General features: G+C 61.0%; 23 protein-coding genes. 8 read left to right on the top strand and 15 right to left on the bottom strand.

From position 1 onward, the window contains the following. Positions 1-81: 81 nt before the first annotated feature. Positions 82-939 (bottom strand): MBL fold metallo-hydrolase, encoded by an 858-nt coding sequence (locus DZG07_RS12875; RefSeq protein ID WP_119817628.1) that lies wholly within the window; start codon positions 937-939, stop codon positions 82-84. Between the two features lie 120 nt (positions 940-1059). Then, a complete protein-coding gene (locus DZG07_RS12870; RefSeq protein WP_091913424.1) occupies positions 1060-2292 on the bottom strand; it encodes an ABC transporter substrate-binding protein in 1233 nt (410 codons plus the stop codon). A gap of 399 nt (positions 2293-2691) precedes the next feature. Here DZG07_RS12870 and DZG07_RS12865 point away from each other — a divergent pair, with 399 nt between their 5' ends. Continuing rightward, positions 2692-3444, top strand: a complete 753-nt coding sequence (locus DZG07_RS12865; protein WP_119821695.1) for a pentapeptide repeat-containing protein — start codon at positions 2692-2694, stop codon at positions 3442-3444. Between the two features lie 5 nt (positions 3445-3449). Here DZG07_RS12865 and tsaA read toward each other — a convergent pair whose 3' ends face one another. Next, positions 3450-3941: a tRNA (N6-threonylcarbamoyladenosine(37)-N6)-methyltransferase TrmO gene (gene tsaA, locus DZG07_RS12860; RefSeq protein ID WP_119817625.1), complete on the bottom strand. Its 492-nt coding sequence runs from the start codon at positions 3939-3941 to the stop codon at positions 3450-3452. Positions 3942-3944: 3 nt separating this feature from the next. Further along, positions 3945-4151 (bottom strand): molybdopterin-binding protein, encoded by a 207-nt coding sequence (locus DZG07_RS12855; protein WP_091913421.1) that lies wholly within the window; start codon positions 4149-4151, stop codon positions 3945-3947. Positions 4152-4397: 246 nt separating this feature from the next. Between DZG07_RS12855 and DZG07_RS12850 the strand changes: the two genes are divergently transcribed. The 4 genes from DZG07_RS12850 (at position 4398) to DZG07_RS12835 (ending at position 8095) form a co-directional block, all read left to right on the top strand. After that, the gene (locus tag DZG07_RS12850) at positions 4398-4787 is read left to right on the top strand and encodes a hypothetical protein (RefSeq protein WP_119817623.1); all 390 of its coding nucleotides are present in this window, start codon (positions 4398-4400) and stop codon (positions 4785-4787) included. Between the two features lie 156 nt (positions 4788-4943). Continuing rightward, positions 4944-5912, top strand: a complete 969-nt coding sequence (locus DZG07_RS12845; RefSeq protein WP_119817620.1) for a helix-turn-helix domain-containing protein — start codon at positions 4944-4946, stop codon at positions 5910-5912. A 140-nt stretch (positions 5913-6052) separates the two neighbouring features. Further along, positions 6053-7570, top strand: coding sequence for an aldehyde dehydrogenase (gene adh, locus DZG07_RS12840; protein WP_119817617.1), 1518 nt, complete (start codon positions 6053-6055; stop codon positions 7568-7570). Positions 7571-7744: 174 nt separating this feature from the next. After that, the gene (locus DZG07_RS12835) at positions 7745-8095 is read left to right on the top strand and encodes a DUF779 domain-containing protein (protein ID WP_119817614.1); all 351 of its coding nucleotides are present in this window, start codon (positions 7745-7747) and stop codon (positions 8093-8095) included. Positions 8096-8117: 22 nt separating this feature from the next. Here the strand turns inward: DZG07_RS12835 and hisC are convergent, their stop codons facing one another. Then, positions 8118-9179 (bottom strand): histidinol-phosphate transaminase, encoded by a 1062-nt coding sequence (gene hisC, locus DZG07_RS12830; protein WP_119817611.1) that lies wholly within the window; start codon positions 9177-9179, stop codon positions 8118-8120. A 334-nt stretch (positions 9180-9513) separates the two neighbouring features. Between hisC and DZG07_RS12825 the strand changes: the two genes are divergently transcribed. Further along, positions 9514-11553: an acyltransferase family protein gene (locus DZG07_RS12825; RefSeq protein ID WP_245429485.1), complete on the top strand. Its 2040-nt coding sequence runs from the start codon at positions 9514-9516 to the stop codon at positions 11551-11553. Positions 11554-11609: 56 nt separating this feature from the next. Here the strand turns inward: DZG07_RS12825 and DZG07_RS12820 are convergent, their stop codons facing one another. The 6 genes from DZG07_RS12820 to DZG07_RS12795 all read right to left on the bottom strand — a co-directional run bounded on the left by DZG07_RS12820 (position 11610) and on the right by DZG07_RS12795 (position 18005). Next, complete coding sequence (locus tag DZG07_RS12820) at positions 11610-12527, bottom strand: alpha/beta hydrolase (RefSeq protein ID WP_119817605.1); 918 nt, start codon at positions 12525-12527, stop codon at positions 11610-11612. A gap of 1380 nt (positions 12528-13907) precedes the next feature. Beyond that, positions 13908-14393 (bottom strand): hypothetical protein, encoded by a 486-nt coding sequence (locus DZG07_RS12815; protein ID WP_091912831.1) that lies wholly within the window; start codon positions 14391-14393, stop codon positions 13908-13910. Between the two features lie 203 nt (positions 14394-14596). Next, positions 14597-15499, bottom strand: a complete 903-nt coding sequence (locus tag DZG07_RS12810; protein WP_162931613.1) for a DMT family transporter — start codon at positions 15497-15499, stop codon at positions 14597-14599. 174 nt (positions 15500-15673) lie between these two features. Next, complete coding sequence (gene fae / locus DZG07_RS12805; RefSeq protein WP_091912827.1) at positions 15674-16213, bottom strand: formaldehyde-activating enzyme; 540 nt, start codon at positions 16211-16213, stop codon at positions 15674-15676. An 84-nt stretch (positions 16214-16297) separates the two neighbouring features. Continuing rightward, positions 16298-17350 (bottom strand): aldo/keto reductase, encoded by a 1053-nt coding sequence (locus DZG07_RS12800; protein WP_119817600.1) that lies wholly within the window; start codon positions 17348-17350, stop codon positions 16298-16300. Positions 17351-17516: 166 nt separating this feature from the next. Then, the gene (locus tag DZG07_RS12795) at positions 17517-18005 is read right to left on the bottom strand and encodes a hypothetical protein (RefSeq protein ID WP_091912823.1); all 489 of its coding nucleotides are present in this window, start codon (positions 18003-18005) and stop codon (positions 17517-17519) included. Between the two features lie 340 nt (positions 18006-18345). Between DZG07_RS12795 and DZG07_RS23860 the strand changes: the two genes are divergently transcribed. Then, positions 18346-18510, top strand: a complete 165-nt coding sequence (locus tag DZG07_RS23860) for a hypothetical protein (protein ID WP_091912821.1) — start codon at positions 18346-18348, stop codon at positions 18508-18510. A 114-nt stretch (positions 18511-18624) separates the two neighbouring features. After that, positions 18625-19668, top strand: coding sequence for a DUF1176 domain-containing protein (locus DZG07_RS12790; protein WP_119817597.1), 1044 nt, complete (start codon positions 18625-18627; stop codon positions 19666-19668). A 39-nt stretch (positions 19669-19707) separates the two neighbouring features. On the opposite strand, the gene DZG07_RS12785 is transcribed toward DZG07_RS12790, so the two are convergent. From DZG07_RS12785 to DZG07_RS12770, 4 genes are read right to left on the bottom strand one after another with little or no spacing between them, the layout of a single operon-like run. After that, a complete protein-coding gene (locus DZG07_RS12785) occupies positions 19708-20604 on the bottom strand; it encodes an alpha/beta fold hydrolase (protein ID WP_119817594.1) in 897 nt (298 codons plus the stop codon). Positions 20605-20616: 12 nt separating this feature from the next. Then, positions 20617-22230 (bottom strand): molybdopterin-binding/glycosyltransferase family 2 protein, encoded by a 1614-nt coding sequence (locus DZG07_RS12780; protein WP_119817591.1) that lies wholly within the window; start codon positions 22228-22230, stop codon positions 20617-20619. Continuing rightward, on the bottom strand, positions 22227-22937 hold the full coding sequence (locus tag DZG07_RS12775) for an XdhC family protein (protein ID WP_119817588.1): 711 nt from the start codon (positions 22935-22937) through the stop codon (positions 22227-22229). The genes DZG07_RS12780 and DZG07_RS12775 overlap by 4 nt, the downstream gene beginning before the upstream one ends. A 6-nt stretch (positions 22938-22943) precedes the next feature. After that, a complete protein-coding gene (locus DZG07_RS12770; protein WP_119817586.1) occupies positions 22944-23282 on the bottom strand; it encodes an XdhC family protein in 339 nt (112 codons plus the stop codon). Between the last annotated feature and the right edge of the window lie 37 nt (positions 23283-23319).

Below are 23319 nucleotides of genomic sequence, written 5' to 3'. Positions count from 1 at the left end.
CAAATGAACAGGCCCCGCGTAACCGCGGGGCCTGTTCATTTCTGGATAACTCAGAAAAATCGCACCCGCCTCCCCCTGGCCTCAACCGACGAAATAAACAAATTCCGGCTGGAACACGTTGCCGTCCCTATGCACCCGGATTGCGGCGTGCTCGCGCAAATGGGCAGGAACCAGCAACATATCCTCTGCGGCGCACTCGGACAGCAGTGCGCGGCGTGTCGTCCGCGCCAGACTGGCGTCCGAGCACAACGAGCTCGAAACTTCGGGAAGGCGAAGCTGGAAGGGACTATGCAATGCGTCCGAACAGAGCATGGCCTTCATTCCCTCTCGCTCTATCCTGAGCCCAACCATGCCCGGCGAATGTCCCGGCAGAGGCACCAGCGTCAGTCCCGGGCAGATCTCATGATACGGTTGGATCCATTCGACCAGAGTGTCGGGAAGCGGCGCCACACTATCCGCATAATATGAGGGCGGCTCGGCTTGAGCGCGCATATGGTCGCGCTCGATCAAGGGGATAAGATAGCGCGCATTCGGGAAGGTAGGCTGCCAAATGCCGTCTATCCATCGCGTATTCCAGCCGACATGATCGACATGGATATGGGTGCAGACAACCAGATCGACGGTCTCCGGCGCAGCACCATGTTCGCCAAGGCTATCGAGAAAACCTGTATTCTTTCGCCGGTGCCATTCTGGACGATGCCGCGGCTTTTCTTCGCCGATGCCGGTATCGACGACAATGGTCAGGCCATCCACTTTGACAATGAAGCTTTGAATCGCAAGCCGGACGACACCGCTCGAAAAATCCAGATGCGATGGTTCCAGCCAGCTCTGCTCTCCAGCAAGAGAAGCGAGATCCAGTTCTGGAAACAGAAAGTCGACACGCGGCTCGAACTCCTGCTCGAGGACCGAGACAATTCGGCAATCGCCAATCTGGAGCATCTTTGCACGACCGATTCTGAGCGCGGTTCATGCCGCATCAGCTGATTTTATGAGATGCCTGCCGGCATAGCGCAAAACGGACGGGAGTGAGGGCTCCCGTCCGCAATTTCTTACGATGGATCAGGGCCGCTTCATTTTGCAGTCGGCGCTGACCGGAAGCGACGTTTCTTCAGCACTCAGGACCTTGACCGGCTCGAACCCCATATCGGTGCCATCCACCTTGTCGCGAGCGTTCTTCGAAACTTTGGTGATGACCAATGGCAGCTGGATCTGATGATCCTCGGCACGCATCGAAAGCTTGCCGTGGGGCCAGTCGACCTGCACGGTTTCCAGGGACTTGGCGAGGTCGTTGACCGCGACCTTGTCCGCCTTTGGCCGCGCGGTGATCGCAGCGCTCAGCATGCTCAGCGTCTGAACGCTGTTGTTCATATACGCGACAGGGTCACGGCCAGCAGCTGCGTTGAATGCAGCACGATATTTCTCGCCAGCTTCGCCGCTTGCTTCGGCGTTGAACAGTTGTGCGCTGTGGCTATCAAGCGCAGACGCGCCTGCGGCGGCCAGGTTCCCGGGTTCGTCAAGGAAGGTGCTCGCGAAACGCGCCTTCAATCCAGAGGCCGATGCCGCCTGGAGGATGAGACGCAGATCGCTTCCGCTGCTTGCCGTAAAGATCGTGTCGGGCGCGGTGGCGCGAACTTTCTCGATGAACGGCGAAAAATCCTTGATCTTGAAGACGTCGTGGCGCGTCTGACCGACAACCTTGTAGCCGTAGGCCTCAGCATTTTGCCCGACCGCCGCCTCCATCTCGCGGCCCATCGTGTAGTCGGGCTGGAGCGAGTAGACCTTTTCACCCAGCGACCCTTCGTCCTTCATGACCTTTGCCAAGGCGTTCTGCCGGATGAAGGGTGTTGTCGTGAAGTGGAAGGAATAGAAGTCGCAATCGGAACCGATGAAGTTCGATCCTTCCGAGCCGACGATGAGCAGCATGGCCGGATCATCCGGATTGCGCTGGTTCCAGCGCCGGATATCCGCCAGGTTCTGTGCAGCCAAAGGCGAAGTTCCTGCACCGATGAAGACGCGCGCACCGTCGGCGATCGCCTGCTTGAAGCGATCCGCAGCACCCTGCGTGGTTCCGGAATCATCGTAAACGGCAATGTCCAGCGTGTTGCCGGTTTCGCCGGCGGCTTCGTTGAATGGTTTCTGGACGAAGTTGATCGTGGGATCGTACATGGCGCCGATAAAGGCCAGCGGCCCGGTCTTCGGCGTCAGGAAAGCGATTTTCACAGGTTCTGCAGCGGCCGTGCCTAGGGCAATGGCCGATACCGCCGCGGAGATCGCAAGGCGCAAGAATTTCATTGGTTTCCTCCACTTGGTCAAACAAGCTGGCCGACTGAGCCGCTATCTCAGCCAGCATCCACCGTCAGCTTGTCCTCAACTTCGCAGACCGGTATCAGCTCGGGCGAAAGCTATGCAGGGCATATCTATATGTCAATAGACTATCTTTTAGCTTTAAAGCAGTTGAGACGGCATCTTCAGCCCGTCTCAGATGGAACTTTCGTCGCATCTGGAACGCTTCGATAAGCCCGGCAAGGACGCCAATCGATTGCAGGGCACGGTCGGATGGAATAGCGTCGAAGTTGCATCTTGAGTGGACTCTCCGGGACACCCACATTATGCGCTGGCACCTGAAACGACATCGAATCTCGGAGCAATGAGATGAATACGCTGAGCGCCGAGCATACTTGTCATGCCGATATGGGTGCCCCGCTCCCAAGCCCCTTTCGTTTTATCCGGCCTGGGCCTGCAAGCGCTTTTCGCTCTCTTGCTCTTTGTGCCTTGGTCTTTTCCGCAACGATTGCGGCGTCGGCATTCCCGGCTCGCGCGCAGGATTGCAGAAGCTCGCCGGTGGCCGGAATGAACTGGAGCGGCTGCAACAAGAAGCAGCTGATACTCGGCAGCAGCAATCTCGAAAACGCCAACCTGTCTGATACCGATTTCTCGCAGACCGACCTCAGCGGCTCCAATCTCAAGTCGGCGAATCTGGAAAAGGCGACCTTGGTGCGCGCTTCGCTTGCCTCGGCCAACGCCGACAAGGCAAATCTCGCCAAGGTCGAAGGCTATCGCTGTGATTTCTCGGACGTTTCGGCCGAAAACGCTTCATTTGCCAGCTCCGAATTGCAGCGAACCAATTTCAGCAATGCGCGTCTTACCGGCGCCGATTTCGAGAAGGCCGAGCTCGGCCGCGCCAGTTTCGACAAGGCTGTGCTCACCGGCACCCGTTTTCCCATGGCCAATCTTTCGCGCGCCAGCTTCGTCGGCTCGGTCTTCGAGGGGCCGATAGACTTCGACCGCGCCTTTATGTTTCTGACACGAATCGAAGGTGTAGACCTGTCGGCGGCAAAAAATCTGCAGCAGGGACAGGTCGACCTGGCTTGCGGTGACAGCACCACGAAGCTGCCAGCCGGCCTGTCTGTCCCGGCAAGCTGGCCTTGCTCTGCTGCCGACTGATCCTGCTAGCCTGTCTCGAAATCGCCCGGCTGCGGCGGGGCGATCGGGGTGAAAAGCGTCCGGTCGGGCTTGAGGTCAATGAGCGGCGTGCCGTCGAGGCAGTCCATGCCGCGGACCAGCAGCGTCGAGCCCTCCACGCCGACCAACGTCACGATCGAGGTGCCGATCGGGTTCGGCCGCACGGGCGATCGCAGCGCGAAAGTCCCGCGCGCGGCGCCATCATTGGCAGGGCTTTGCTTCACCAGATCGCGCCGCGACTGATGCAGCCAGTAAAGCACCTCCAGCCGCTCGAATTCCTCGACGCCGTCCAGCGCTTCGACCCACGGCTCGAAAATCTCGATCCGGCAGACCGGGCCGTCCGCCCTGCCCTGACGCGGCGTCATCAGGCGAGACGTCCACGGCGTGCTGATCCGCCCGATGAAGACCAGTCCGGCATCGGTCGCGGGCGGCGGGCTCACCGCCACCTCGCTCGGCCTGATCTCGTTTTCCCGAACCATGCCTCAGTCGACGCCGACCATCACGTCGGAAGCCTTGATGACGGCATAGGCCTGCTTGCCGGTTTCAAGCTTGAGATCATCCACCGCCGCATTGGTGATCGAGGAGGTGACGATCGCGCCGCCGATATCGATTTCGACATGCGAGGTCGTCGCACCCTTGGTGATCTTGACGACCTTCCCTTTCAGGATATTGCGGGCACTGATTTTCATCGGGTTTTTCCTTCCCTTGTTTGGAGAGCGCTGGCACATGGACATTGTGGCCTGCCGCTCTGACGAAGACCAGCCGCCCGATTGTGGCATTTAGCACTCATATTGTTATGTTTTAATAGATATATCGATCAAGCGCACCATGACGGAAACGTCGATTGAAAATTGGCTTTCAAACACAGTTAAATTGCTTCTTGTACATCACGCTGGAGTCCCGTTATATTTTTCTGGATAGAAAGAGAGGCCTTCATGAAGATCGATGCCCGGGCGCTGACGACCTGCTCTGTCACGGAAGGCGGCGACACGATTTCGCTGGGCTTGATCGACGGCAACGGCCAAGCTGTCGACCTGAAGGTGTCGGCGGCAGACGCCTGCGCAATAGCCATGACGCTGCCGCGTCTGCTGAAGGATGCGATCCGGAAAAAATACAGCGACAACAGCCTGCGCTACACCTTTCCGCTGGATAGCTGGCAGATCGAGACGGCGTCGGACGGCTCGCAGATCATCGTGACATTCACCACCGGGCACGGCTTCGAAGTTTCATTCTCGACAAAGCCCAACATGTGCCAGTCGCTCGGCATGGCACTGCGCGAAGGCACCGAACTGAGAACCATGCGTGCAGCTCCGGCTGTCAACTGACCTCGTGACCGGTGAAGAGGCCCAGGGACATCATCCTTTCTATGAATTGACGTGCAAGGGGTCGGCAAAGCAAAACATCGCTTGCGACCAAGATACGGCCCGGGAGGGCGCCGGATCCAGGCAGAGGAGAAGAGGCTAAAGTTTCGGGAGGAAATAATGGTCGGACACTTACCCGCCCATCATGCAGACCGCATCCAGGCCGCGATCACTTCGGACGCCGCAGCGAAATCCGCTCTGGTCGCTTCGTGGCGGCGTTCCTCGTCCTTGCATCAGCTCGATCCGGCAGAACGAAAATCCCCCAGGCGCCTGACCGAGACGGAGCTGAGGGAAGCGCGACAGAAGATCGAACCGCTGCTTGCCGCTGCAGGCCCCAGTCTGGACAGGCTCTATCTGGCCGTCGGCGGCGTCGGTTGCTGCGTGCTTCTGGCCGACCGGGACGGCGTACCCGTCGAGCGCCGCGGTGCGCCATCCGACGACGAGACATTCCACTCCTGGGGCCTGTGGACCGGCTCGGTCTGGAGCGAGGACAGCGAAGGCACCAACGGCATCGGCACCTGTCTCGTCGAGCAGCGCGCGCTAACCATCCACCGCGACCAGCATTTTTTCACGCGCAACACCGCGCTCAGCTGCACCACCGCCCCGATCTACGATCATGAGGGCAATCTGGTCGCCGCACTCGACGTATCCTCCTGCCGCGCAGACCTGACGGAAGGCTTTGCCAACCTGATCTCGATGGCAGTCATCGACGCCGCGCGCCGCATCGAGGCTGAGAATTTCCGCTTATCGTTCCCCACGGCGCGCATTCTGCTTGCACCGACGATCGACAAGAGTGTCGGTGCACTTGTTGCGGTCGATGCCGACGATCTCGTGGTCGGTGCGACGCGCTCCGCCCGTCAGGCGCTCGGCATCACGCCGGATTGCCTGACGCGCCCTCTCCCGGCAGTCGATCTGTTCGGCGCGACACGCGGCGAGCCGGAAAACCTCGCCCATGCCGAACGCAGCGTCCTGCAGCGGGCGCTTGCCCGCGCCGACGGCAACGTCACCGCCGCAGCACAAGTGCTGGGCATCAGCCGCGCCACGCTGCATCGCAAGCTGAAGCGCCTCGACGTATCGCGCACGCATTGATTTTGTGCCTTCGAGGTGTCGCAGTCTTGCGACACTAAGCGGCTGCGATCGCGCCTGCCCGGGCTGACAACGCATGAAGCAGCGCCGATCCTGCCTCTCGAAACGCCACATCCTGCGGCGTCGCTTCTCGGGAGGAAGACATGAACAAGGTTGAATTTTCCCGCACGGCCAAGGTTCCCTTCGCCAAGCGCTACGACAACTTCATCGGCGGCAAATGGGTCGCGCCCAAATCCGGAAAATATTTTGAGAACATCTCGCCTGTGACCGGCCGTCCGCTCGGCGAAGTCGCGCGCTCTGATGCGTCCGACATCGAAGCGGCACTTGACGCCGCCCACAAGGCCAAGGACGCTTGGGGCAAGACTGCCGCAGCGACCCGCGCCGACATGCTGCTCAAGATCGCCGACCGCATGGAGGAGAACCTCGACCTCCTCGCTCTGGCCGAGACCTGGGACAACGGCAAGCCGATCCGTGAATCGACGGCAGCCGACGTTCCCCTCGCCATCGACCATTTCCGCTATTTCGCCGGCGCATTGCGGGCCCAGGAAGGCAGCCTCTCGCAGATCGACGACGATACCGTCGCCTACCACTTCCATGAACCGCTCGGCGTCGTCGGCCAGATCATTCCGTGGAACTTCCCGCTTCTCATGGCCTGCTGGAAGCTCGCGCCGGCACTGGCCGCCGGCAACTGCGTTGTTCTGAAACCGGCTGAACAGACGCCTGCCACGATCATGCTCTGGGCCGACCTTATCGGCGATATCCTGCCGGAAGGCGTGCTCAACATCGTCAACGGCTTCGGCCTCGAAGCCGGCAAGCCGCTGGCCTCGTCACCGCGCATCGCCAAGATCGCCTTCACCGGCGAGACGACGACCGGCCGGCTGATCATGCAATATGCCAGCCAGAACCTCATCCCGGTGACTCTCGAACTCGGCGGCAAGTCGCCCAACATCTTCTTCCAGGATGTTGCCTCCGAGGATGACGATTTCCTCGACAAGGCCATCGAAGGCTTCGTCATGTTCGCGCTCAACCAGGGCGAGGTCTGCACCTGCCCCAGCCGCGCGCTGGTGCACGAGAAGATCTATGACAAGTTCATGGAAAAGGCGTTGAAGCGCGTCGAGGCGATCGTCCAGGGTGACCCGCTCGACCCGGTCACGATGATCGGCGCACAGGCGTCCAGCGAACAGCTTGAAAAGATCCTGAGCTATTTCGACATCGGCCGCCAGGAAGGCGCGGAAGTGCTGACCGGCGGCGAACAGAACCACCTGCCCGGCGATCTGGCTGGCGGCTACTACGTCAAGCCGACGATCTTCAAGGGCCACAACAAGATGCGCGTCTTCCAGGAAGAGATCTTTGGGCCGGTGGTTTCGGTCACGACCTTCAAGGACGACGACGAGGCTCTGTCGATCGCCAACGACACGCTCTATGGCCTCGGCGCCGGCATCTGGACCCGCGACGGCACGCGTGCCTATCGCTTCGGCCGCGCCATCCAGGCCGGTCGCGTCTGGACCAACTGCTACCACGCCTATCCGGCACATGCGGCCTTCGGCGGCTACAAGCAGTCCGGCATCGGCCGCGAAACGCACAAGATGATGCTCGACCACTACCAGCAGACCAAGAACATGCTGGTCAGCTACAGCCCGAAGAAGCTCGGCTTCTTCTGATCGCCTCCTGAGCATCGGACCGAAAAGTGGAACCGGTTTTCGGAATATTCCGATGCTCATTCAAAGTGTTAGATCGTCCTTTGTGCGTCCGAATGGACGCACGGCGATCTAAGGCGTACGGCGGCGTGGTCGAAACGGCCACGCCGCTCTATCTTTTCGTCAGGGAGGAATCTCATGCTGGAAAAAATCTCTCTGGGAAAGGTATCATCCACCCCGGAAGCGCAAGCGTTCCTGGCCGAAATCATCGCCGATCACGGTCCGGTGCTGTTTCACCAATCCGGCGGCTGCTGCGACGGCTCCTCACCCATGTGCTACCCGCGCAACGACTTCATCGTCGGCGATCAGGACGTGCTTCTGGGCATGATCGGCGAGACGCCGGTCTATATCAGCGCCTCGCAATTCGAGGTGTGGAAACACACCGATCTCATTATCGACGTCGTGCCCGGACGCGGCGGCATGTTCTCGCTCGACAATGGTCGCGAGAAGCGGTTCCTGACGCGCTCGACGATCTGCACGGTTCCTTGAAGGGCAGCCGCGAGAAGCGGCGCTAACTGCCCAGTATCTCCGACAGAGCCGACAACAGCCGGTCGATCTGCTCTTCCGTGCCCACGGTTATCCGCAGGTAGTCAGAGATGCGCGGCGCTGGAAAATGGCGCACGATTACCGCCCGTTGGCGCAGCGCGGCGGCCAGTGCCGCCCCCTCATGCGCGGGATGACGCGCGAAAACGAAATTGGCCGCGGACGGCAGTACGTCGAAGCCAAGCCCCACCAGCCCGCGGTTCAGCCGCTCGCGGCCTTCGATCACGCGAAGCCGGCTCTGTTGAAAATAGGCTTCGTCCTCCAGCGAGGCGATGGCGCCGGCCTGGGCGGGCCGGCCGAGAGGATAGGAGTTGAAGCTGTCCTTCACCCGGTTGAGCGCCTCGATCAGCTCGGCATCGCCAATCGCATAGCCGACCCTCAAGCCCGCCAGAGCCCGCGACTTGGACATCGTCTGAACCACCAGAAGGTTCCGATGTGCGGCGACCAGCGGAACCGCAGACTCGGCGCCGAAATCCACATAGGCCTCGTCGATCACCACGGGCGCGTCGGGATGATCCTCCAGCAGGGTGACGATCTCTGCCCGTGACAGCGCAATCCCTGTCGGCGCATTCGGATTGGGCATGATGATCGCGCCCGCCGGCCGGCGATAGTCGGCAAGGCGGATCTGCATGGCCGGATCGAGCGGAACGGCCTCGCTGGCGATGCCGAACAGGCGGCAATAGACCGGGTAGAAACTGTAGGTGATGTCGGGAAACAGCAGCGGCGCATCATGCTTCAGCAGGGCAGCGAAGACGTGCGCCAGCACCTCGTCCGAACCGTTGCCGACGAACACCTGTTCAGGCTGCACCTTGTGATAGGCGGCCAAGGCAGCCCGCAGCGCGACGGCCTGCGGGTCCGGATACAGCCGCAGCGTATCGGCCGCCTCGCCGCGTATTGCTTCCAGCACGCGCGGCGAAGGACCAAACGGACTTTCATTGGTGTTGAGCTTGACCAGATCCGCCATGCGGGGCTGTTCGCCCGGTACGTATGGCTTCAGCTCGTGGGTCAGGCTGCTCCAGAAACGGCTCATTTTTCTTTCCAAATTTCATAGAATTGGCGACGCTTCGGACGCCTTGATGGACGCCCAATACCCGAGCGCAAGCGGTGGAGAAGCCAGCGAGTTGAGGCTCAACGATCTCTTAGCGCCAGGCAAGCCGCGCAGAAACATCCAAAATAGACTCGACAAAAATTCTGGCACGGTGTTGTTGCATTGCACAAGTCCGCTCAGATCGGACGACACCGAACCGCCGCTTTTGCCGTGTATTTGCCGCTAAGCAGTGGCAACGCAAGGCTTCTGCCCACCTGAAGTCACATTTCAGGAACAGAAGCCTCTCCGCCCCCGCATGTTTCCAGGAGAGATTTGGGTGAATGTTGCTGTCGCGCCCGGCACGGTCCGGACGCCAATCCTCGACCGGCAAGCCGGGCATCTGCGATATCGTGCGGACATTGACGGCCTGCGTGCCATCGCAATTCTGCCGGTCGTTCTCTATCACGCCGGAATCCCTGGCTTCAAAGGCGGGTTCGTCGGCGTCGACGTGTTCTTCGTGATTTCCGGATACCTGATGGCATCCCTGATCATGCGGGAAATCATCCGAGGTGAATTCAATCTCCTGCGCTTCTACGAGCGCCGGATCCGCCGCATCTTCCCTGCACTTTTCGCGATGTTTGCGGCTTGCGGCATCATGGCATGGCTCTTCTTCATGCCGGCGGAATTCGAATACTTTGCCCGCAGTCTCCGTGCCGCCGCCTTCTTCACCTCGAACTTCCAGTTCGAAAGGGAAAGCGGCTATTTCGACATCGGCACCCAGATGAAGCCGCTGGTTCACACCTGGTCGCTGGCTGTCGAAGAACAGTTCTACATCTTCTTTCCCCTGGTCCTGATCCTGCTCGGCAGGTTTGCCCGCCGCTACATCGCGCCGATACTGCTCACGCTGCTCATTGCATCGCTGGCGGCAAGCGTATGGGCCGTGCACACGAACCCCGTCTCGGCATTCTACCTGACGCAATTCCGTATCTGGGAGCTGCTGCTCGGCTCGCTTCTAGCCTTCAACGTCCTCCCTGCCGTCCGCAGCCGGCCGGCCCGCGAGGCAGTGGCCGCGTTGGGAATTCTCCTGATCGTCTATGCGGTCATCGCCTTTGACGACAGCACGCCATTTCCGGGCCTTGCCGCGCTGGTTCCATGCATAGGCGCAGCGCTCGTCATTCATGGCCATGCAACCAATGGCCCCGCCGGCCGGCTGCTGACTGCCCGGCCCATGGTGTTCATCGGACTGATCTCCTATTCGCTGTATCTCTGGCACTGGCCCGCCATCGTCTTCACGCGTTATCTGGTGTGGCCGGAACTCTCCCCGGTGCAGGGCGTGCTGGTTGTTCTCGGAGCGATCGCGGCTGCCATATTGTCGTGGCGCTTCATCGAGCGCCCCTTTCGCAATCAGTCCGGTTTCATCAGCCGAAGACCGCTGTTTGCAGGCGCGATCGCGGCTGTGGTGGCGTCCGTGATACTCGGCGATATCGTCGTGGAAAAACAGGGCGTGCCCGAGCGCCTGCCTGAGATCGCGCAGCGGATTTATAGCGCCAAATATGACGTCGCCCGCTTTTCGGGGCCCGGATGTTCCCCGGACCGCAAAGGACAGGAGGCATCCGCCGAGGACGTCCGATCGGGCAAGCTTTGCAACATCGGAAAAACCGACTCCGGCGAGCCAAAATTCCTCGTCTGGGGCGACTCCCATGCAGAGGCGATGGGCCCGGCGATCGACGCTGCGGCCAGTCAGGCTGGCGTGCGTGGGCTGACGGCCCCGCGTCCATCCTGCCCTCCGCTCTTCGACGTGCAGCTGTCTGATCCCCTCCTCTTCGAGAAATGCCGGGAATTCAACGCGGCCATACGCGATATGATTGCCGAGCAACATATTCCGCTCGTCTTTCTGGTCGCCTACTGGCCAAAATATGTTCACGACGCCGAGCTTCCCAATCAGGGTATCTACTTCGATCCTTCGGTATCGCCCTCACTCGAAGATCATTCGGCACCTATCGCCGCAGCGCTGGACCGCACTCTGGCGGAACTGACCCGGCAAGGCACGAAAGTCGTCCTGGTGATGGATGTGCCGGAAATGGGCCGCAATATCCCCGAGGCCCTGGCGAAAGCTGCCATCAAAGGCGGCTCGGCGGACGTGGCGCCGCCATGGAGTTACGTCGAGAAGAGACAAGCACTCGCCCGCTCCACGATCGAGACATATGCGAGGAAGTACGATGCGATGATCGTCGATCCGCTTCCGGCCTTCTGCAGCAACGGCCATTGCGCGGCCGCCCGCGACGGCGTCCCGCTGTATCGCGATGCAGATCACCTCACCGCCACAGCCGCGCGAAACCTGAGCTATCTCTACGCACACATATTCCAGCCCGACTAAAGCAAATGCCCGCGCCTCCTTCCGGACGCGCGGGCATTTTTCGTCGTAAAACTTGCTTACTTCTTCGCCTCTTCCACCACCTCGTCCCACGTCTTGACCTTGGTCTGGCCGTCGAGGAACGGCAGCGTGGTCGAAACCAGTTCGGGTGCGAAGAAGACGTCATAGTGGGTGCGGTTGGGGATAATCGCCAGGCGGTTCTGCGACATGGTCTCGCGCATCCAGCCGGCATCCTTCAGCCCGCCGCCAAGCAGCTGATAGAACTTCACGATATGCTCGGGCTTGTACATGTCGCTGTCGGCGAACACGATCATAACCGGCATTTTCAGCGTCTTGACGTCTTCGGAATAATCGTAATCCTGGCGCATGAAGCTGCCCATCTGGCCGAGCAGTTTTGGAAAGTCCTCCGGCTTGGGTGCTACCGCGACATAGGACTTGTACATCGGCGTGTCCTTCATGAAGTCGGCGGCGGCTGCCGTGACCTGCGCCTGCTGGACGCGCATGTCGTCATAGAAGCCGTTGGCCGCGTAACCCGCCGATACCAGCGCCACCCGGCGCACGGTCTCGGGATGCTGCACGGCAAGCCGGAAGGCGACGCCACCACCGAAGGAATAGCCGAGCACGTCGACCTTGCCGTAGCCGAGCTCCTTCAGCACCGCCGCCATATCGTCGCCCAGCGCCGTCAGGCTGATCTCGCGTTCGCCAAGTGCCGTGCGGCCATGACCCTGCAGGTCGACAGCGATCACCTGCCGGTGCTCGGTCAGCGCCGGCATGATCGGCGCGAACATGTCGATCGAACCGAGCCCGCCATGCAACAGCAGCAGCGGCTCGCCCTCGCCATGAATCTCGTAATAGTAATTCACGCCATTGTTCTCGACATAACCGGTCCTGGGCTTCGCCTCCTCGGCTTCAGCGGTGCGCGGGCCGGCAAAAGCGGCGGCTGCAGTGGCGATCATTGCAATCAGCATTGTCTTCATCGTCGTCTCCCGTGTGTCTGCCGGCGCTCTGCCGGACCGTCGATATCCTTAAGACGAACGAGCTGCGAGCAAGCCGACAGGGTGCTGTAAAGAATCTGATGGTGAGGCAAAGGTGACTTGGCGGGCTTGGTGACTGGCGGTGCCAACCATGACATCGTCATCCCGGAAACCGGACGACGCGGAGGCTATCCGGGATCCATTGGCCAGCGCATCGTCTGGCGCGGCCCGGCCCTGATGTCGACGCGTTCTGCACCACTGAAGCTCTTTTGCATTCCGGCATGGATCCCGGGTCTCCGCTTCGCTCCGCCCGGGATGACGAAGAGAGGGGGTGTCGCCGCTAATCGCAAACGTTGTTTAATACCAGAGACGCAATTACCGCGCGCCAGCGCTGACGATTAGCGAGAGCCAAACACGCGATTCGTCATCCCGGAAACCGTAGCGAAGCGGAGGTTATCCGGGACCCATTGGCCGCAGCATCGTCAAGCACGGCCCGGTCTTGCCGCTGTTGCAGTCTGCACCGCTGAGGCTCTTCTCCGTTCCGGCATGGATCCCCGGGTCTGCGCCCTTCGCTTCGCTCGTGCTCCGCCCGGGATGACGAAGAGAGGGGGTGTCGCAGCCAATCGCAAACGTTGTTGCTGGCCAAAGACGCAACTGCCGCGAGCCAGCGTTGACGATTAGCGAAGACCTAACATGCCGTTCGTCATCCCGGGCGCAGCATGAGCGAAGCGCATGCGGGGGTCGCTCTTGCGACAGATCCATGCCGGACCATCTGTGAAGGCTGCCACGGTGCAGAACTGCCGAAGCTGAAACCAGCGGAAACTGTGGAGGAAAGATTTCCACCCAATTTCCCGCCAACCCATTGTTTCCATTCACCCCGCACATTTTTTCTCGCCCAATCTTTCCCCACCCAAAACACCTCCCGCATAATCCCCCATCGCTCCTGCGGGACCGGGTTCTGGAACCGGGATCAAGGGGGAGTGGCGGTGACCTCCCGCCTTGGTGTGGTAGCCAGGGACCCGAGGGCCCGACACAGGTCGGCGTGGAACGAGCACGGCGCAAATGCCACTGCCCAAAACCATGCGGAGAAGCCGCGGCGTCTTGTCCATGGAATGTACATGGAGCGGGCGTTGTGACCGGCCGACTTCGGGACAGACACCGAGACGGGCGGTCGAAAGATCGCAGAAAATACAAAAGATGAGCGAGATTTCGGCCGCCCGTCTTTCCCGGCTCTTTGACAATGGCCAGACTGCGATGCAGGGCGTGGCGATGAACAGGTGCGTCCTTCGAGGCTCGCTTCGCTCGCACCTCAGGATGAGGGAGGGTGGCGATGATGAAACGCGCCGACGTATTCTCCCCTTGTGGGAGAAGGAAGAGATGCCGTTAAGCCACCATTGGCTCCAGCGCCAGCCGGCGGCGTCCGCCGGGGGCGCGCAGCGGTCCGAGAGAGGAGCGCGGTACGACGAGGTCCATGCCGCGCGCGACAGCGGAGGCGACCGAATTGCTGTTCTGGGTCAGGAAGGAATAGCGCAGGCCCGAAGCGGCGATGCGGTTCACCGTCCTCATGCCCCGCGCCCAGCGCGCCGCGACCTCGCGATGAGGCGCTTCCAGCAACAGCACGGTGCGCGACGTCGGGCGGATATGGAATTCCGGGCAGTATGCCAGATTGCTGTGCGCATAGTCGGTTTCCACGGCGGTCAGCCGGCCGAAGATCGAAAAATAATTGAAGGTGCCGTCAGGATTGCTCGCCCCGCCATTGATCTCGTAGAGCGGCTTCCCGTCGGGATCGACCCAGACGATGAAATTGTGGCTCGGCACCCCGGCAAAGCGCGGAATCGGATACGATCCGAACAGGATTCGGTGCTTCATGGCGCGACGGCTTTTCAAAGGAATTCTGGTTCAGATTCCTGTTTATTCGTTTCGCCGTCTAATGCAATCGATAGGCCGATCAAGCTTTGTTTATTGCAGTTTGATGACGCGAGGCCGGCTAAAAAATACATTTGGTACGTGAGCACCGGAAGCGCATAAAATCGCCATTTGCAGCCAGCCATCACCTGAATGTCGGACACAGCCTAGCCGCGCCGCGCGACCAGTATTCCGGCAAGGACGATGATCCCGCCGACGGCCTGCATGATGCCGATCGTCTCGCTGAGCAGGAGCCAGGCCAATATGGTCGCCACCACCGGCTGGATCAGCAGCGTCAGCGACGAGAAGGCCGCCGGCAGCCAGGCCAGTGCGAAGATGATCAGCCCCTGCCCGCCGGCGTGCGACAGCCAGGCAAGCCCGATCAGGATCGCCCAGCCGAACAGCGTATAGGGCCAGAAGCCGGCCTCGAAGAACAGCGCCAGCGGCAGCATGCAGATGGCTGCCGAGCCGGTCGTCCACAGCATCACGGTCAGCGTCGAATAGCGGCTGCGCACCTTTCCGAGCGACAGGATGTAGCCGGCATAGAAGACCGCGGCGATGATGGCGATGACATCGCCCTTGATGTCGCCGCCACCAAGGGCTGCCGGCCCGCCCTTGAGGATGACGACGCCGGCCAGCGCCAGAGCGAGCCCGGTGAGGAAAATCCGGCTGATTTTCGTGCGGAAAAGCAGCCAACCGCCCAGCGTCACGAAGATCGGCGCCATGTTGGCAAGCAGCGTCGCATTGGCCACCGACGTCAGGTGAAGCGAAATGTGCCAGGCGACGAGGTCGCCGGCCAGCATGACGCCGGGCACGCAAAGGGCGATGTAATCGGAAAAGCCGGCGGGCCGTGCATCGGCCTCGCCGCGCGACTGGCTGGCGGCCTGCCAGCCGAGAAGCGGCAGCATTCCCAGCGCCACGCGCCAGAACGCCGTGGTCATCGGCCCGACTTCGGAAAGCCGCACGAAGATCGGCGAACAGCCGATGACGATGCCGCCAAGCAGCAGCGCGGCCAACGCCCAGCGTTGCGATCTGAGGATCGCCGGCGCGGATATGGAAGTGCTGCTCATGAACAAGGAACTCTGGCGATCGAAAGGGCTATGCGCGCATCCATAGACCCTTGCGGCCACCAAAATCACAGCCAGCGCGGCTTAAGCGGCGGTCCAGCGACCAGAGCGGAGATTGTTGGACAACCCACCCTGCCGCGTCAGATGGCCGGCAGGGTAGAGTTAGGAAACAATCTCTCAGTAGTCGATGACGCCGTCGAGCGCGTAATGCTTCACCGTCTTGCGGTTGGCGATCAGCTCGTCGGCGGTCGGCTTGCCGGTCATGGCGCGCGAGATGGCGATCTTGGTCGCCTCGTAGTTGGTGCGATAGAGATCCTTCTTGTCGAGGTTCTCGTCCTCGGCGCAGCGCGGATCGAGCCAGATCATGATGATCATGCAGAGCTCGTCGGCCTCGTCCTTCGGCAGGATGCCCTCGGCAAGGCAATCGACGATGGCGTCGCCGGTGGCGGCCTGCACGACACCGCCAAGCAGCTCGGCATAGGCCATGTTCTTGATGGTGACCTTTGTCGTCATCATCGTCGCCGGCTTCACCTGCTGGTTCAGGTCGCGCACCACGAACATGCGGGTATGGCCCTTCACCTGCCCCATCATCGAGGCGAAAGCCTGCCCCACCGGCCCGCGTACCGAGCCGATCAGAACCTCGGGCATCGCGTCCGTCGCCTGTCCTTCGGCTGCAAGCACCGTCGCCTCGCCCGTGCGGAACCAGATATCAGTCATGATTTTTTCCTCTCGCGAATATGGCCCGCAACTTATCGAGCGGGCCCGGGCCGGTCCACTGGCCAGAACGTCACAATCTGTCGTTCAGGGGCACGGATTGCCGACACGCTGGTGAATGTCGTCGACGGCCTTCTGCATCTCGTCGGTCCAGGTCACTTCGGCTGCCGCCAGCGCCGTTTCGAGTTGCGGGATCGAGGTCGCGCCAATGATGTTGGAGGTCACGAACCAGCGGCTGGTCACATAGGCGCTGGCGAACAGCGCCGGCTCCATGCCGAAGTTTTTCGCAAGCTCGTTGTAAGCGAGCAGCGCTTCAGCGGCGTAGGGCGTCTCGTAGCGCTGACCGCGGTTGAACAGCGTCGAACGCGCACCTTCCGGCTTTGCACCATGGTCGTATTTTCCGGTCAGATAGCCCTGCGCCAGCGGCGAATAGGCAAGCAGGCTGACATCCTCGCGCTCGCAGACCTCAGCCAGATTGACCTCGAAAGTGCGGTTGACGAGGTTATAGGCGTTCTGCACCGAAGCGACCCGCGGGCCGATGCCCTTGTCGCTCTCGGTGAGAAAGCGCATCACGCCCCAGGAGCTTTCGTTGGACAGGCCGAGATGCCTGATCTTGCCCGCCTTCACCAACTCGTCGAACACGGCGAGCGTCTCGGCGATCGGCGTTTCATCCTCGGCGCGCTTGCCCGGCACGGTGCCGATGCGCGTCGGGTTGGAGCCCCAGGGGATAAGCCGATCCGGAAAATGGATCTGGTAGAGATCGAGATAATCGGTCTGCAGCCTTTTCAGCGATTTCTCGATCGCATCGAAGATGTCGGCGCGCACCAGCTTCGACGGCCGCCCTCCCCGGAACCATTCATTAGAGGTGCGGCCGACCACCTTGGAGGCGAGGATGACGCGGTCGCGATTGCCGCGCGCCTTCATCCAGTTGCCGACGATGGTTTCGGTGCTTCCCTGCGTCTCGGGCTTTGGCGGGATCGAATAGAGTTCGGCCGTGTCGAGAAAATTCACGCCGCGCGAGAAAGCGAGGTCCATCTGGGCATGACCTTCGGCCTCGGTGTTCTGCTGCCCCCATGTCATCGTGCCAAGGCAGATCTTGGAAACGGAAAGGTCGGTGCGGCCAATGCGGCGCTGCTGCATGGAAAATCTCCGGAACTGGAAGGGTATTTTGCGTGGTCACGCTGGGAAGGAGGCCTCAGCATAAACCGGGGACAGCCCCGTCGCCAAGCAGCGGCAGGCCAAATTTCCTCGCCGACCGGGAAAATGCTTTCCTCACCGTCCGGGCAAATGCGTAAAAATCTGGGCGTCAGCGTTTGGTCGGCTTGGCGGCGCGCCGCTTGGCGTCGTCGATCAGCATGTTGGCAACCTGCATGCGCACCATGGCGCGCTGGCGCAGATGCGGGGCCACGCGGTCGGGATGATTGTGGAAGGCAAAACTCCGGCGAAGCCGTCCGAAATCGGCACTCGCTTTTGCCGCCGCCAATCCAAGTTCCTTGGCAATCGCCTCGGGGTCAATCGGCGGCAGCTTTTCGATCTCGGCCACCTCGTCCGCTGCCAATCGATCGAGATTTGAGAGCAACGCGGCAAAGCCTGCCTCGAAATTCTCGGAAGCGTCGCGATATTCGGCGGTAGCCGTCTCAGTCGAGACTTTGATACGACCGGAATGAAGCTCATCGGCAACGGACATATAGTCGAACGGAACCGATGGTGGAGGAGATGCCTCCTCGAATGGCGCCGGGTTGACGAAGAGATCGTCAAGCAGCGAGGCGAAATCGCGGTTGGTGTTCGTTCCCAAGACAGCCTCCTCTGCCGTCAACGCGCGACTGGCCATTTCGCTCCCGACCATAGGACAGCGCTCGTTAAAAATAGCTTGGCGTGATGAGGAGAAATTTAGGTGCAGTCCGTTTCATGCAGACAGCACCTGCCAAAAAATGGGCCACACCGAAGTGCAGCCCGAATTCGTCTTGCGACGAGGAAAAACCGGCTTTCGGCCGGCATAGGAAGATACGAGCCGCGCGGAAGAAAGTTTCAGCCGGGATTCGACGAAACACATGGCAGCCATGCAAATGCTGCCCTGCACAAGGAATATAAATCGATTATATTGATCGTGGGAGGACCAACCAAGGGTCCTGATCATGAAGTTCCTGACTGAAATGTTCACCAGCCGGCGTCACCGGGAAAACAACCGCTATCGCGCCGCGTTCCAGATGCTCGACGCGATGAGCAATGCAGACCGTGCCGACATCGGCGTGAAGCCTGCCGATTTTCCACGTATCGCTCGCGAGATGGCTCTCAAATAATAGCTAATAGTTTCCGGCGCCTCGCGCCGGGACGACTTTTGCTACAGATGCTTGGCCGTCACGACCGCGCCGCATTCCGTGGCCGATACTATCCGCTGAATGGGAGATTCGCGGATGAAACGAATAGTGCTCGCCGCCCTTGCTTCGTGTCTGGCTGCCGCTTCGGCGATGGCCGCCGAGCCAACCTATCTCGACGACCGTTCGGATGCCGCCTCTCTTATCAAGTCGCTGTACAATGCAGTGAACCGCCAGGAATATTCCCGCGCCTGGGACTATTTCGGCGATACCAAGCCTGCGAAAGATTATGAGGCCTTCGTCAAGGGTTACGAGAACACCGAAGAGGTGCAGGTCGTCACTGGCGAAGCCAGCGCCGAAGGGGCCGCCGGCAGCACCTATTTCAGCATTCCCGCCGCGGTCCTTGCCCGCAAGAAAGACGGCAGCGAGGCCGTGTTCGCCGGTTGCTACACCGCGCGTCTCGTGAACCCTCAGTTACAGGAACAGACCTTTACCGGCCTGCGCATAGAAAAAGGCGATCTGAAGCCGAGCGACAAGCCGCTGGAGGAAGCCCTGCCCGCATCTTGCGGTGACGGGCCAACGCCTGCGCCGAAGGATGCGGTTCTGGAAGAGGCCAGGAACGCATTTGCCGCGACCCACTCAAAACAATGCACCTCGCTCGCGCCCGGCCAGCCTGACGACGCGATAAAGCCCGAGGAGCACACAATCTCGTTTCATCCCGCCGGCAGCGCCGAAAGCGACCCTGAACAGAAGGCGCGGCTTTTCCGCTTTTTCTGCCTGGCCGGCGCCTATAATGAAATCCACGTCTACTATCTGGCCGACGAGACGAACGGCGTGCGCGAACTGCATTTTGCGACGCCCGAACTCGACATCCATTACGAAGGCGGGAACAGCGAAGGCAAGGTCGAGGCGATCAACGTCATCGGTTACCGCAGCGAAAACCAGCTCATCAACTCATCCTACGACGAAGCCACGAAAACCATCATGTCGAATGGAAAATGGCGCGGCGTGGGCGACGCATCATCAAACGGCACATGGCTGTTCCGCAACGGCGATTTTACGCTCGTGCAATACGACGTTGATGCTTCCTATGACGGTGAAATCAACCCAGAGTCGGTCGTCGACTACAATACGGCCCCTTAATTCGCGCTTCAAAAATGAACGCGAAACAATGGGATAGCGTCATCGCTTGAGAGAAAGCATCCAATTCAAAACCTCGCGCCAGTCCGTCATGCGGATTGGCGTGCCATGCGTGCCGGTCTCGAAACGGACGAAGCGGGTTGGATAGCCGGGCGACTTGGCGGAAATAGACCGGAAGAATGCCTCCTGGCTGTCGATGGGAAAGACCGGGTCCTTGCTGCCCTGCCCGAAGAAAACCGGCACCTTGCGCTTGAACGCCGGGCTCGACAAAAAGCCGTCGTCCCAGAGCGAGCCAAGCAGCAGCAGCCCGGATATCCGGGGCGCGATAGCTTTGTCACCGGCAAGCTTCCAGCATAAAGCACCGCCCATCGAACCGCAGGCCACGAACACCGGCGCGCCGGGCGACTGATCGGCGTAATGCGCGATCAGCGCGGAAATCTGCGCGGCACCCTTGTCGCCGAAATCCGGGAAATCGGGCGAAAGATACAGGCCGCCATTCGCGGCCATCAGGTTCTTCACCCGGTTGAAATTGCCACCGAAGGTGAAATCATCGACGCCCTGCTTACGGCTGCCGCCCTGCCCGTGCAGATAGACCGTAATCAGCTTGGCATTCTGAAGGCTACCCACCGCGAAGTGCCGGATGTCGCCGCTGTCGGTCTTCAGCACCAGATCCTTCTGGACCTTGCGAACGCCGGTGGAAACATATTTGCCGCGCACGCGCCGTTCGGGAATCTCGTCGCGCTCATTGATGTCGCGCATCTCGCGATAGTCGACCACGGTATAGGCGCCGCCCTGCGCGGTGGACAGGATACCCGGATAGGCAAACAGCTCGTCCTTGAAGGGAGAAAGCGTCAAACCGTCGGCAACAGCGAGCGACGGAGCATCCGCCAGAAACAGCGCGGACACCAGCGCTCCGCGCAACAGGGTCTTGAAAATCATGAGCCTCGCTTCTCAGGTTTCCTGCAGGATGCCGCCAGCTTCCACCATGGCGTCGCGCGTGTCGACGTCGATCGCGGCACCTGCGCCGATCTCCACATCAATAACGTCGGCACCCTCGGCCTCGACGATATGGCGCGCGCCAGTGTCGCCCTGCAATGTCGCCACCACAGGGAAAAGCGCACGCGGCAGAAGGACCGGATTTCCACGCTTGCCGTCATGCGTGGCGCGCACGATCGACTGCGCCCCGGACCGCCTGAACGCCTCGACCATATGATCGAGATCGGCAGCGGTTACCGCCGGCATGTCGCCAAGCACCACCAGCGCACCGGCAGCATCGTCAGGCAAGGCTGCGATGCCGGCTTTCAGCGAAGAAGAGAGCCCCGACACGAAATCCGCATTGTGCGTAAGCCGTATATCGAGCCCGGCAAGCGTTCTTTCAATCCGGTCGGCCTGATGGCCGGTGACGACGATGGTGCCGGCAGTTCGAGACGCAATCGCGCGTTCAGCGCTTTGCCTGATCAACGGCTTCTGGTCGAACAGCGCCATCAGCTTGTTCGGCCCGCCCATGCGGCTGGACCTGCCTGCGGCAAGCAGCACGACATAGACTTTCGGGTTGCGCGGTTTCTCGCCTATCTCGCGCGGCTGCGGCCGTGTCGGGATTTCCATCAGCAGGCCGCCGACACCCATGCCGGCAATGTCCATATCGGTAACCGGCAGACCCGCAATCACGCGATCCAGCACCCAGTCGAAACCGTTTTCCTTGGGGCTGCGGGCGCAGCCCGGCGCGCCGATGACCGGCTTGCCGCCAACCTCGCCAAGAACAAGCAGATTGCCGGGATCGACCGGCATGCCCGCGCGAACGACCTTGCCGCCGGCCTGGACGATCGCTGCTGGAATGACATCCTCGAAATCGCTCATTGCGGATGCGCCGAAGACGACGACCATGTCGTTGTCGCCCAACAACTCTTCGACGGCCTGCTTCACCGCACCGGTTTCGTGCGGCGTTCGCCGCTCCTGCGTGATCCGGCTTTGCGATCGGGCGAAGCGCGCGGCCGTAATGTTCGCCGTCTTGTTCAGCACGCTTTCCTTCAGGCCGGGAAGCATGGTCTGGACAAGCCCGATGCGCCTCGGCCGAAATGGATGGACGGCCAAGACTTGGGCTGAATTCACCAGCCCGATTACCCGCTCGACCAGATCGCTCGAGACCGCAAACGGAATGATCTTGATGGTCGCAACCATCTGGCCTTTCTCGACCTCGGCATATTGGGCAACGGTTGCAATCGTGATTGCGGGATCGACGGCATTGATCGCATCGATCGTCGCCTTGTCGACGGTAAAGACGCCGGAAGCCTCGGCGTGAAGATTGACACGGCCGGTAGCCGCCGGCTTGGTCTCGATGTTGTCGGCCGAGAGCTTTTTGGCGATGCGATCGGCCGCCTGGTCCTCGCCGAGGTCGCCCGGATCGAGCCTTGCAACGACGAGTTCGCGAACCCCGGCTGCAGTCAGCGCGGCGATATCTTCGGCCGACAGCACATGCGCCTTGCGCAAACGCCTTTCACCCACGGAGACAGAATGCGCCAGTATGGCGCCTTTTGCGTCTTCGGTGCGGATCGCCCCGAACTTCACGCCGCCTGGCCCTTTGGCAACCTTGCCGTCCCGCGCGAACGGAAGGCGCGAATGACTTCCGCCAGCACGGCAACGGCGATTTCAGCTGGGCTGGCCGAGCCTATGTCGAGCCCGATCGGCGCGTGGATTTTTTCGATACCCTCGTTCGGCGCGCCCATGGCCATCAGCCGTTCGACTCGCTTTGCATGGGTTTTGCGGCTGCCCAACGCGCCGATATAGAAGCAATCGGCGTCGAGTGCAGCCTTTAGTGCAAAGTCATCGATCTTCGGGTCATGCGTCAGCGCTGCCAAAGCCGTGTAGCTGTCGAGCGGGTGCGTCTTCAGAACATCTTCCGGCCATTCGGCAAACAGCGTCACGTCGGGAAAGCGATCGTCGGTCGCGAAGGCCGTGCGCGGATCGATGATTTCAAGCGGATAACCGGCAATCTGCGCCATCGGTGCCAATGCCTGGCTGATATGGACCGCTCCGATCACCACCAGCCGGGGCTGTGGCAGATGGACGTTCAGGAAAAAATTCCGGCCTTCGGCCACGACCGAACCGGAATTGCCGCTGCGAAACGCCTTTGCAATCGCCTCGCCAAGTTCGCCCGCAACCGTGTCGCCCTCGCGCACGATGCGGTCGCGGCCATCGCCCAGATCGGTGACAAGGATCGCGGCACGGCGCGCCCGGCGCTCAGTGTTCAGCTTTTTCAGATGCAGCGGGTCCATGCGCCGTTATCCCAGTCGCTCGACATAGACTTTGATGTGCCCACCGCAGGAAAGCCCTACCTGCCAGGCGGTCTCGTCGGCAACGCCGAATTCGAGCATGCGCGGCTTGCCGCCCTCGATCACATCCGCAGCCTCAGACACGACCGCGCCTTCGACGCAACCGCCCGACACCGAGCCGTGAAAATTGCCTTCTGCGTCGATGACCAGATGACTGCCGACCGGACGCGGCGCCGAGCCCCAGGTTTCGACAACGGTGGCGATGGCGACGTCCTTGCCGTCCTTCATCCAGCCTTCCGCGATAATCAGCGGATCGCGGCTTTCATCGAGATGCGCTGTGTTTTGCATGACGCTCCCTCAGATTCTCATTGAACACGGTCTTTTC

It is taken from the genome of Mesorhizobium sp. DCY119, assembly GCF_003590645.1.
GTDB lineage: Bacteria > Pseudomonadota > Alphaproteobacteria > Rhizobiales > Rhizobiaceae > Mesorhizobium_M.
Note: the sequence above shows the minus strand (reverse complement) of the source record. Positions and strands in the feature narration are given on the sequence as shown.

What these genes read in the sequence shown, in the direction of transcription:
- DZG07_RS12875 (WP_119817628.1), bottom strand. Translation starts at nt 939, where the DNA reads ATGCTCCAGATTGGCGATTGCCGAATTGTCTCGGTCCTCGAGCAGGAG.
- DZG07_RS12870 (WP_091913424.1), bottom strand. Translation starts at nt 2,292, where the DNA reads ATGAAATTCTTGCGCCTTGCGATCTCCGCGGCGGTATCGGCCATTGCC.
- DZG07_RS12865 (WP_119821695.1), top strand. Translation starts at nt 2,692, where the DNA reads ATGGGTGCCCCGCTCCCAAGCCCCTTTCGTTTTATCCGGCCTGGGCCT.
- tsaA (WP_119817625.1), bottom strand. Translation starts at nt 3,941, where the DNA reads ATGGTTCGGGAAAACGAGATCAGGCCGAGCGAGGTGGCGGTGAGCCCG.
- DZG07_RS12855 (WP_091913421.1), bottom strand. Translation starts at nt 4,151, where the DNA reads ATGAAAATCAGTGCCCGCAATATCCTGAAAGGGAAGGTCGTCAAGATC.
- DZG07_RS12850 (WP_119817623.1), top strand. Translation starts at nt 4,398, where the DNA reads ATGAAGATCGATGCCCGGGCGCTGACGACCTGCTCTGTCACGGAAGGC.
- DZG07_RS12845 (WP_119817620.1), top strand. Translation starts at nt 4,944, where the DNA reads ATGGTCGGACACTTACCCGCCCATCATGCAGACCGCATCCAGGCCGCG.
- adh (WP_119817617.1), top strand. Translation starts at nt 6,053, where the DNA reads ATGAACAAGGTTGAATTTTCCCGCACGGCCAAGGTTCCCTTCGCCAAG.
- DZG07_RS12835 (WP_119817614.1), top strand. Translation starts at nt 7,745, where the DNA reads ATGCTGGAAAAAATCTCTCTGGGAAAGGTATCATCCACCCCGGAAGCG.
- hisC (WP_119817611.1), bottom strand. Translation starts at nt 9,179, where the DNA reads ATGAGCCGTTTCTGGAGCAGCCTGACCCACGAGCTGAAGCCATACGTA.
- DZG07_RS12820 (WP_119817605.1), bottom strand. Translation starts at nt 12,527, where the DNA reads ATGAAGACAATGCTGATTGCAATGATCGCCACTGCAGCCGCCGCTTTT.
- DZG07_RS12815 (WP_091912831.1), bottom strand. Translation starts at nt 14,393, where the DNA reads ATGAAGCACCGAATCCTGTTCGGATCGTATCCGATTCCGCGCTTTGCC.
- DZG07_RS12810 (WP_162931613.1), bottom strand. Translation starts at nt 15,499, where the DNA reads ATGAGCAGCACTTCCATATCCGCGCCGGCGATCCTCAGATCGCAACGC.
- fae (WP_091912827.1), bottom strand. Translation starts at nt 16,213, where the DNA reads ATGACTGATATCTGGTTCCGCACGGGCGAGGCGACGGTGCTTGCAGCC.
- DZG07_RS12800 (WP_119817600.1), bottom strand. Translation starts at nt 17,350, where the DNA reads ATGCAGCAGCGCCGCATTGGCCGCACCGACCTTTCCGTTTCCAAGATC.
- DZG07_RS23860 (WP_091912821.1), top strand. Translation starts at nt 18,346, where the DNA reads ATGAAGTTCCTGACTGAAATGTTCACCAGCCGGCGTCACCGGGAAAAC.
- DZG07_RS12790 (WP_119817597.1), top strand. Translation starts at nt 18,625, where the DNA reads ATGAAACGAATAGTGCTCGCCGCCCTTGCTTCGTGTCTGGCTGCCGCT.
- DZG07_RS12785 (WP_119817594.1), bottom strand. Translation starts at nt 20,604, where the DNA reads ATGATTTTCAAGACCCTGTTGCGCGGAGCGCTGGTGTCCGCGCTGTTT.
- DZG07_RS12775 (WP_119817588.1), bottom strand. Translation starts at nt 22,937, where the DNA reads ATGGACCCGCTGCATCTGAAAAAGCTGAACACTGAGCGCCGGGCGCGC.
- DZG07_RS12770 (WP_119817586.1), bottom strand. Translation starts at nt 23,282, where the DNA reads ATGCAAAACACAGCGCATCTCGATGAAAGCCGCGATCCGCTGATTATC.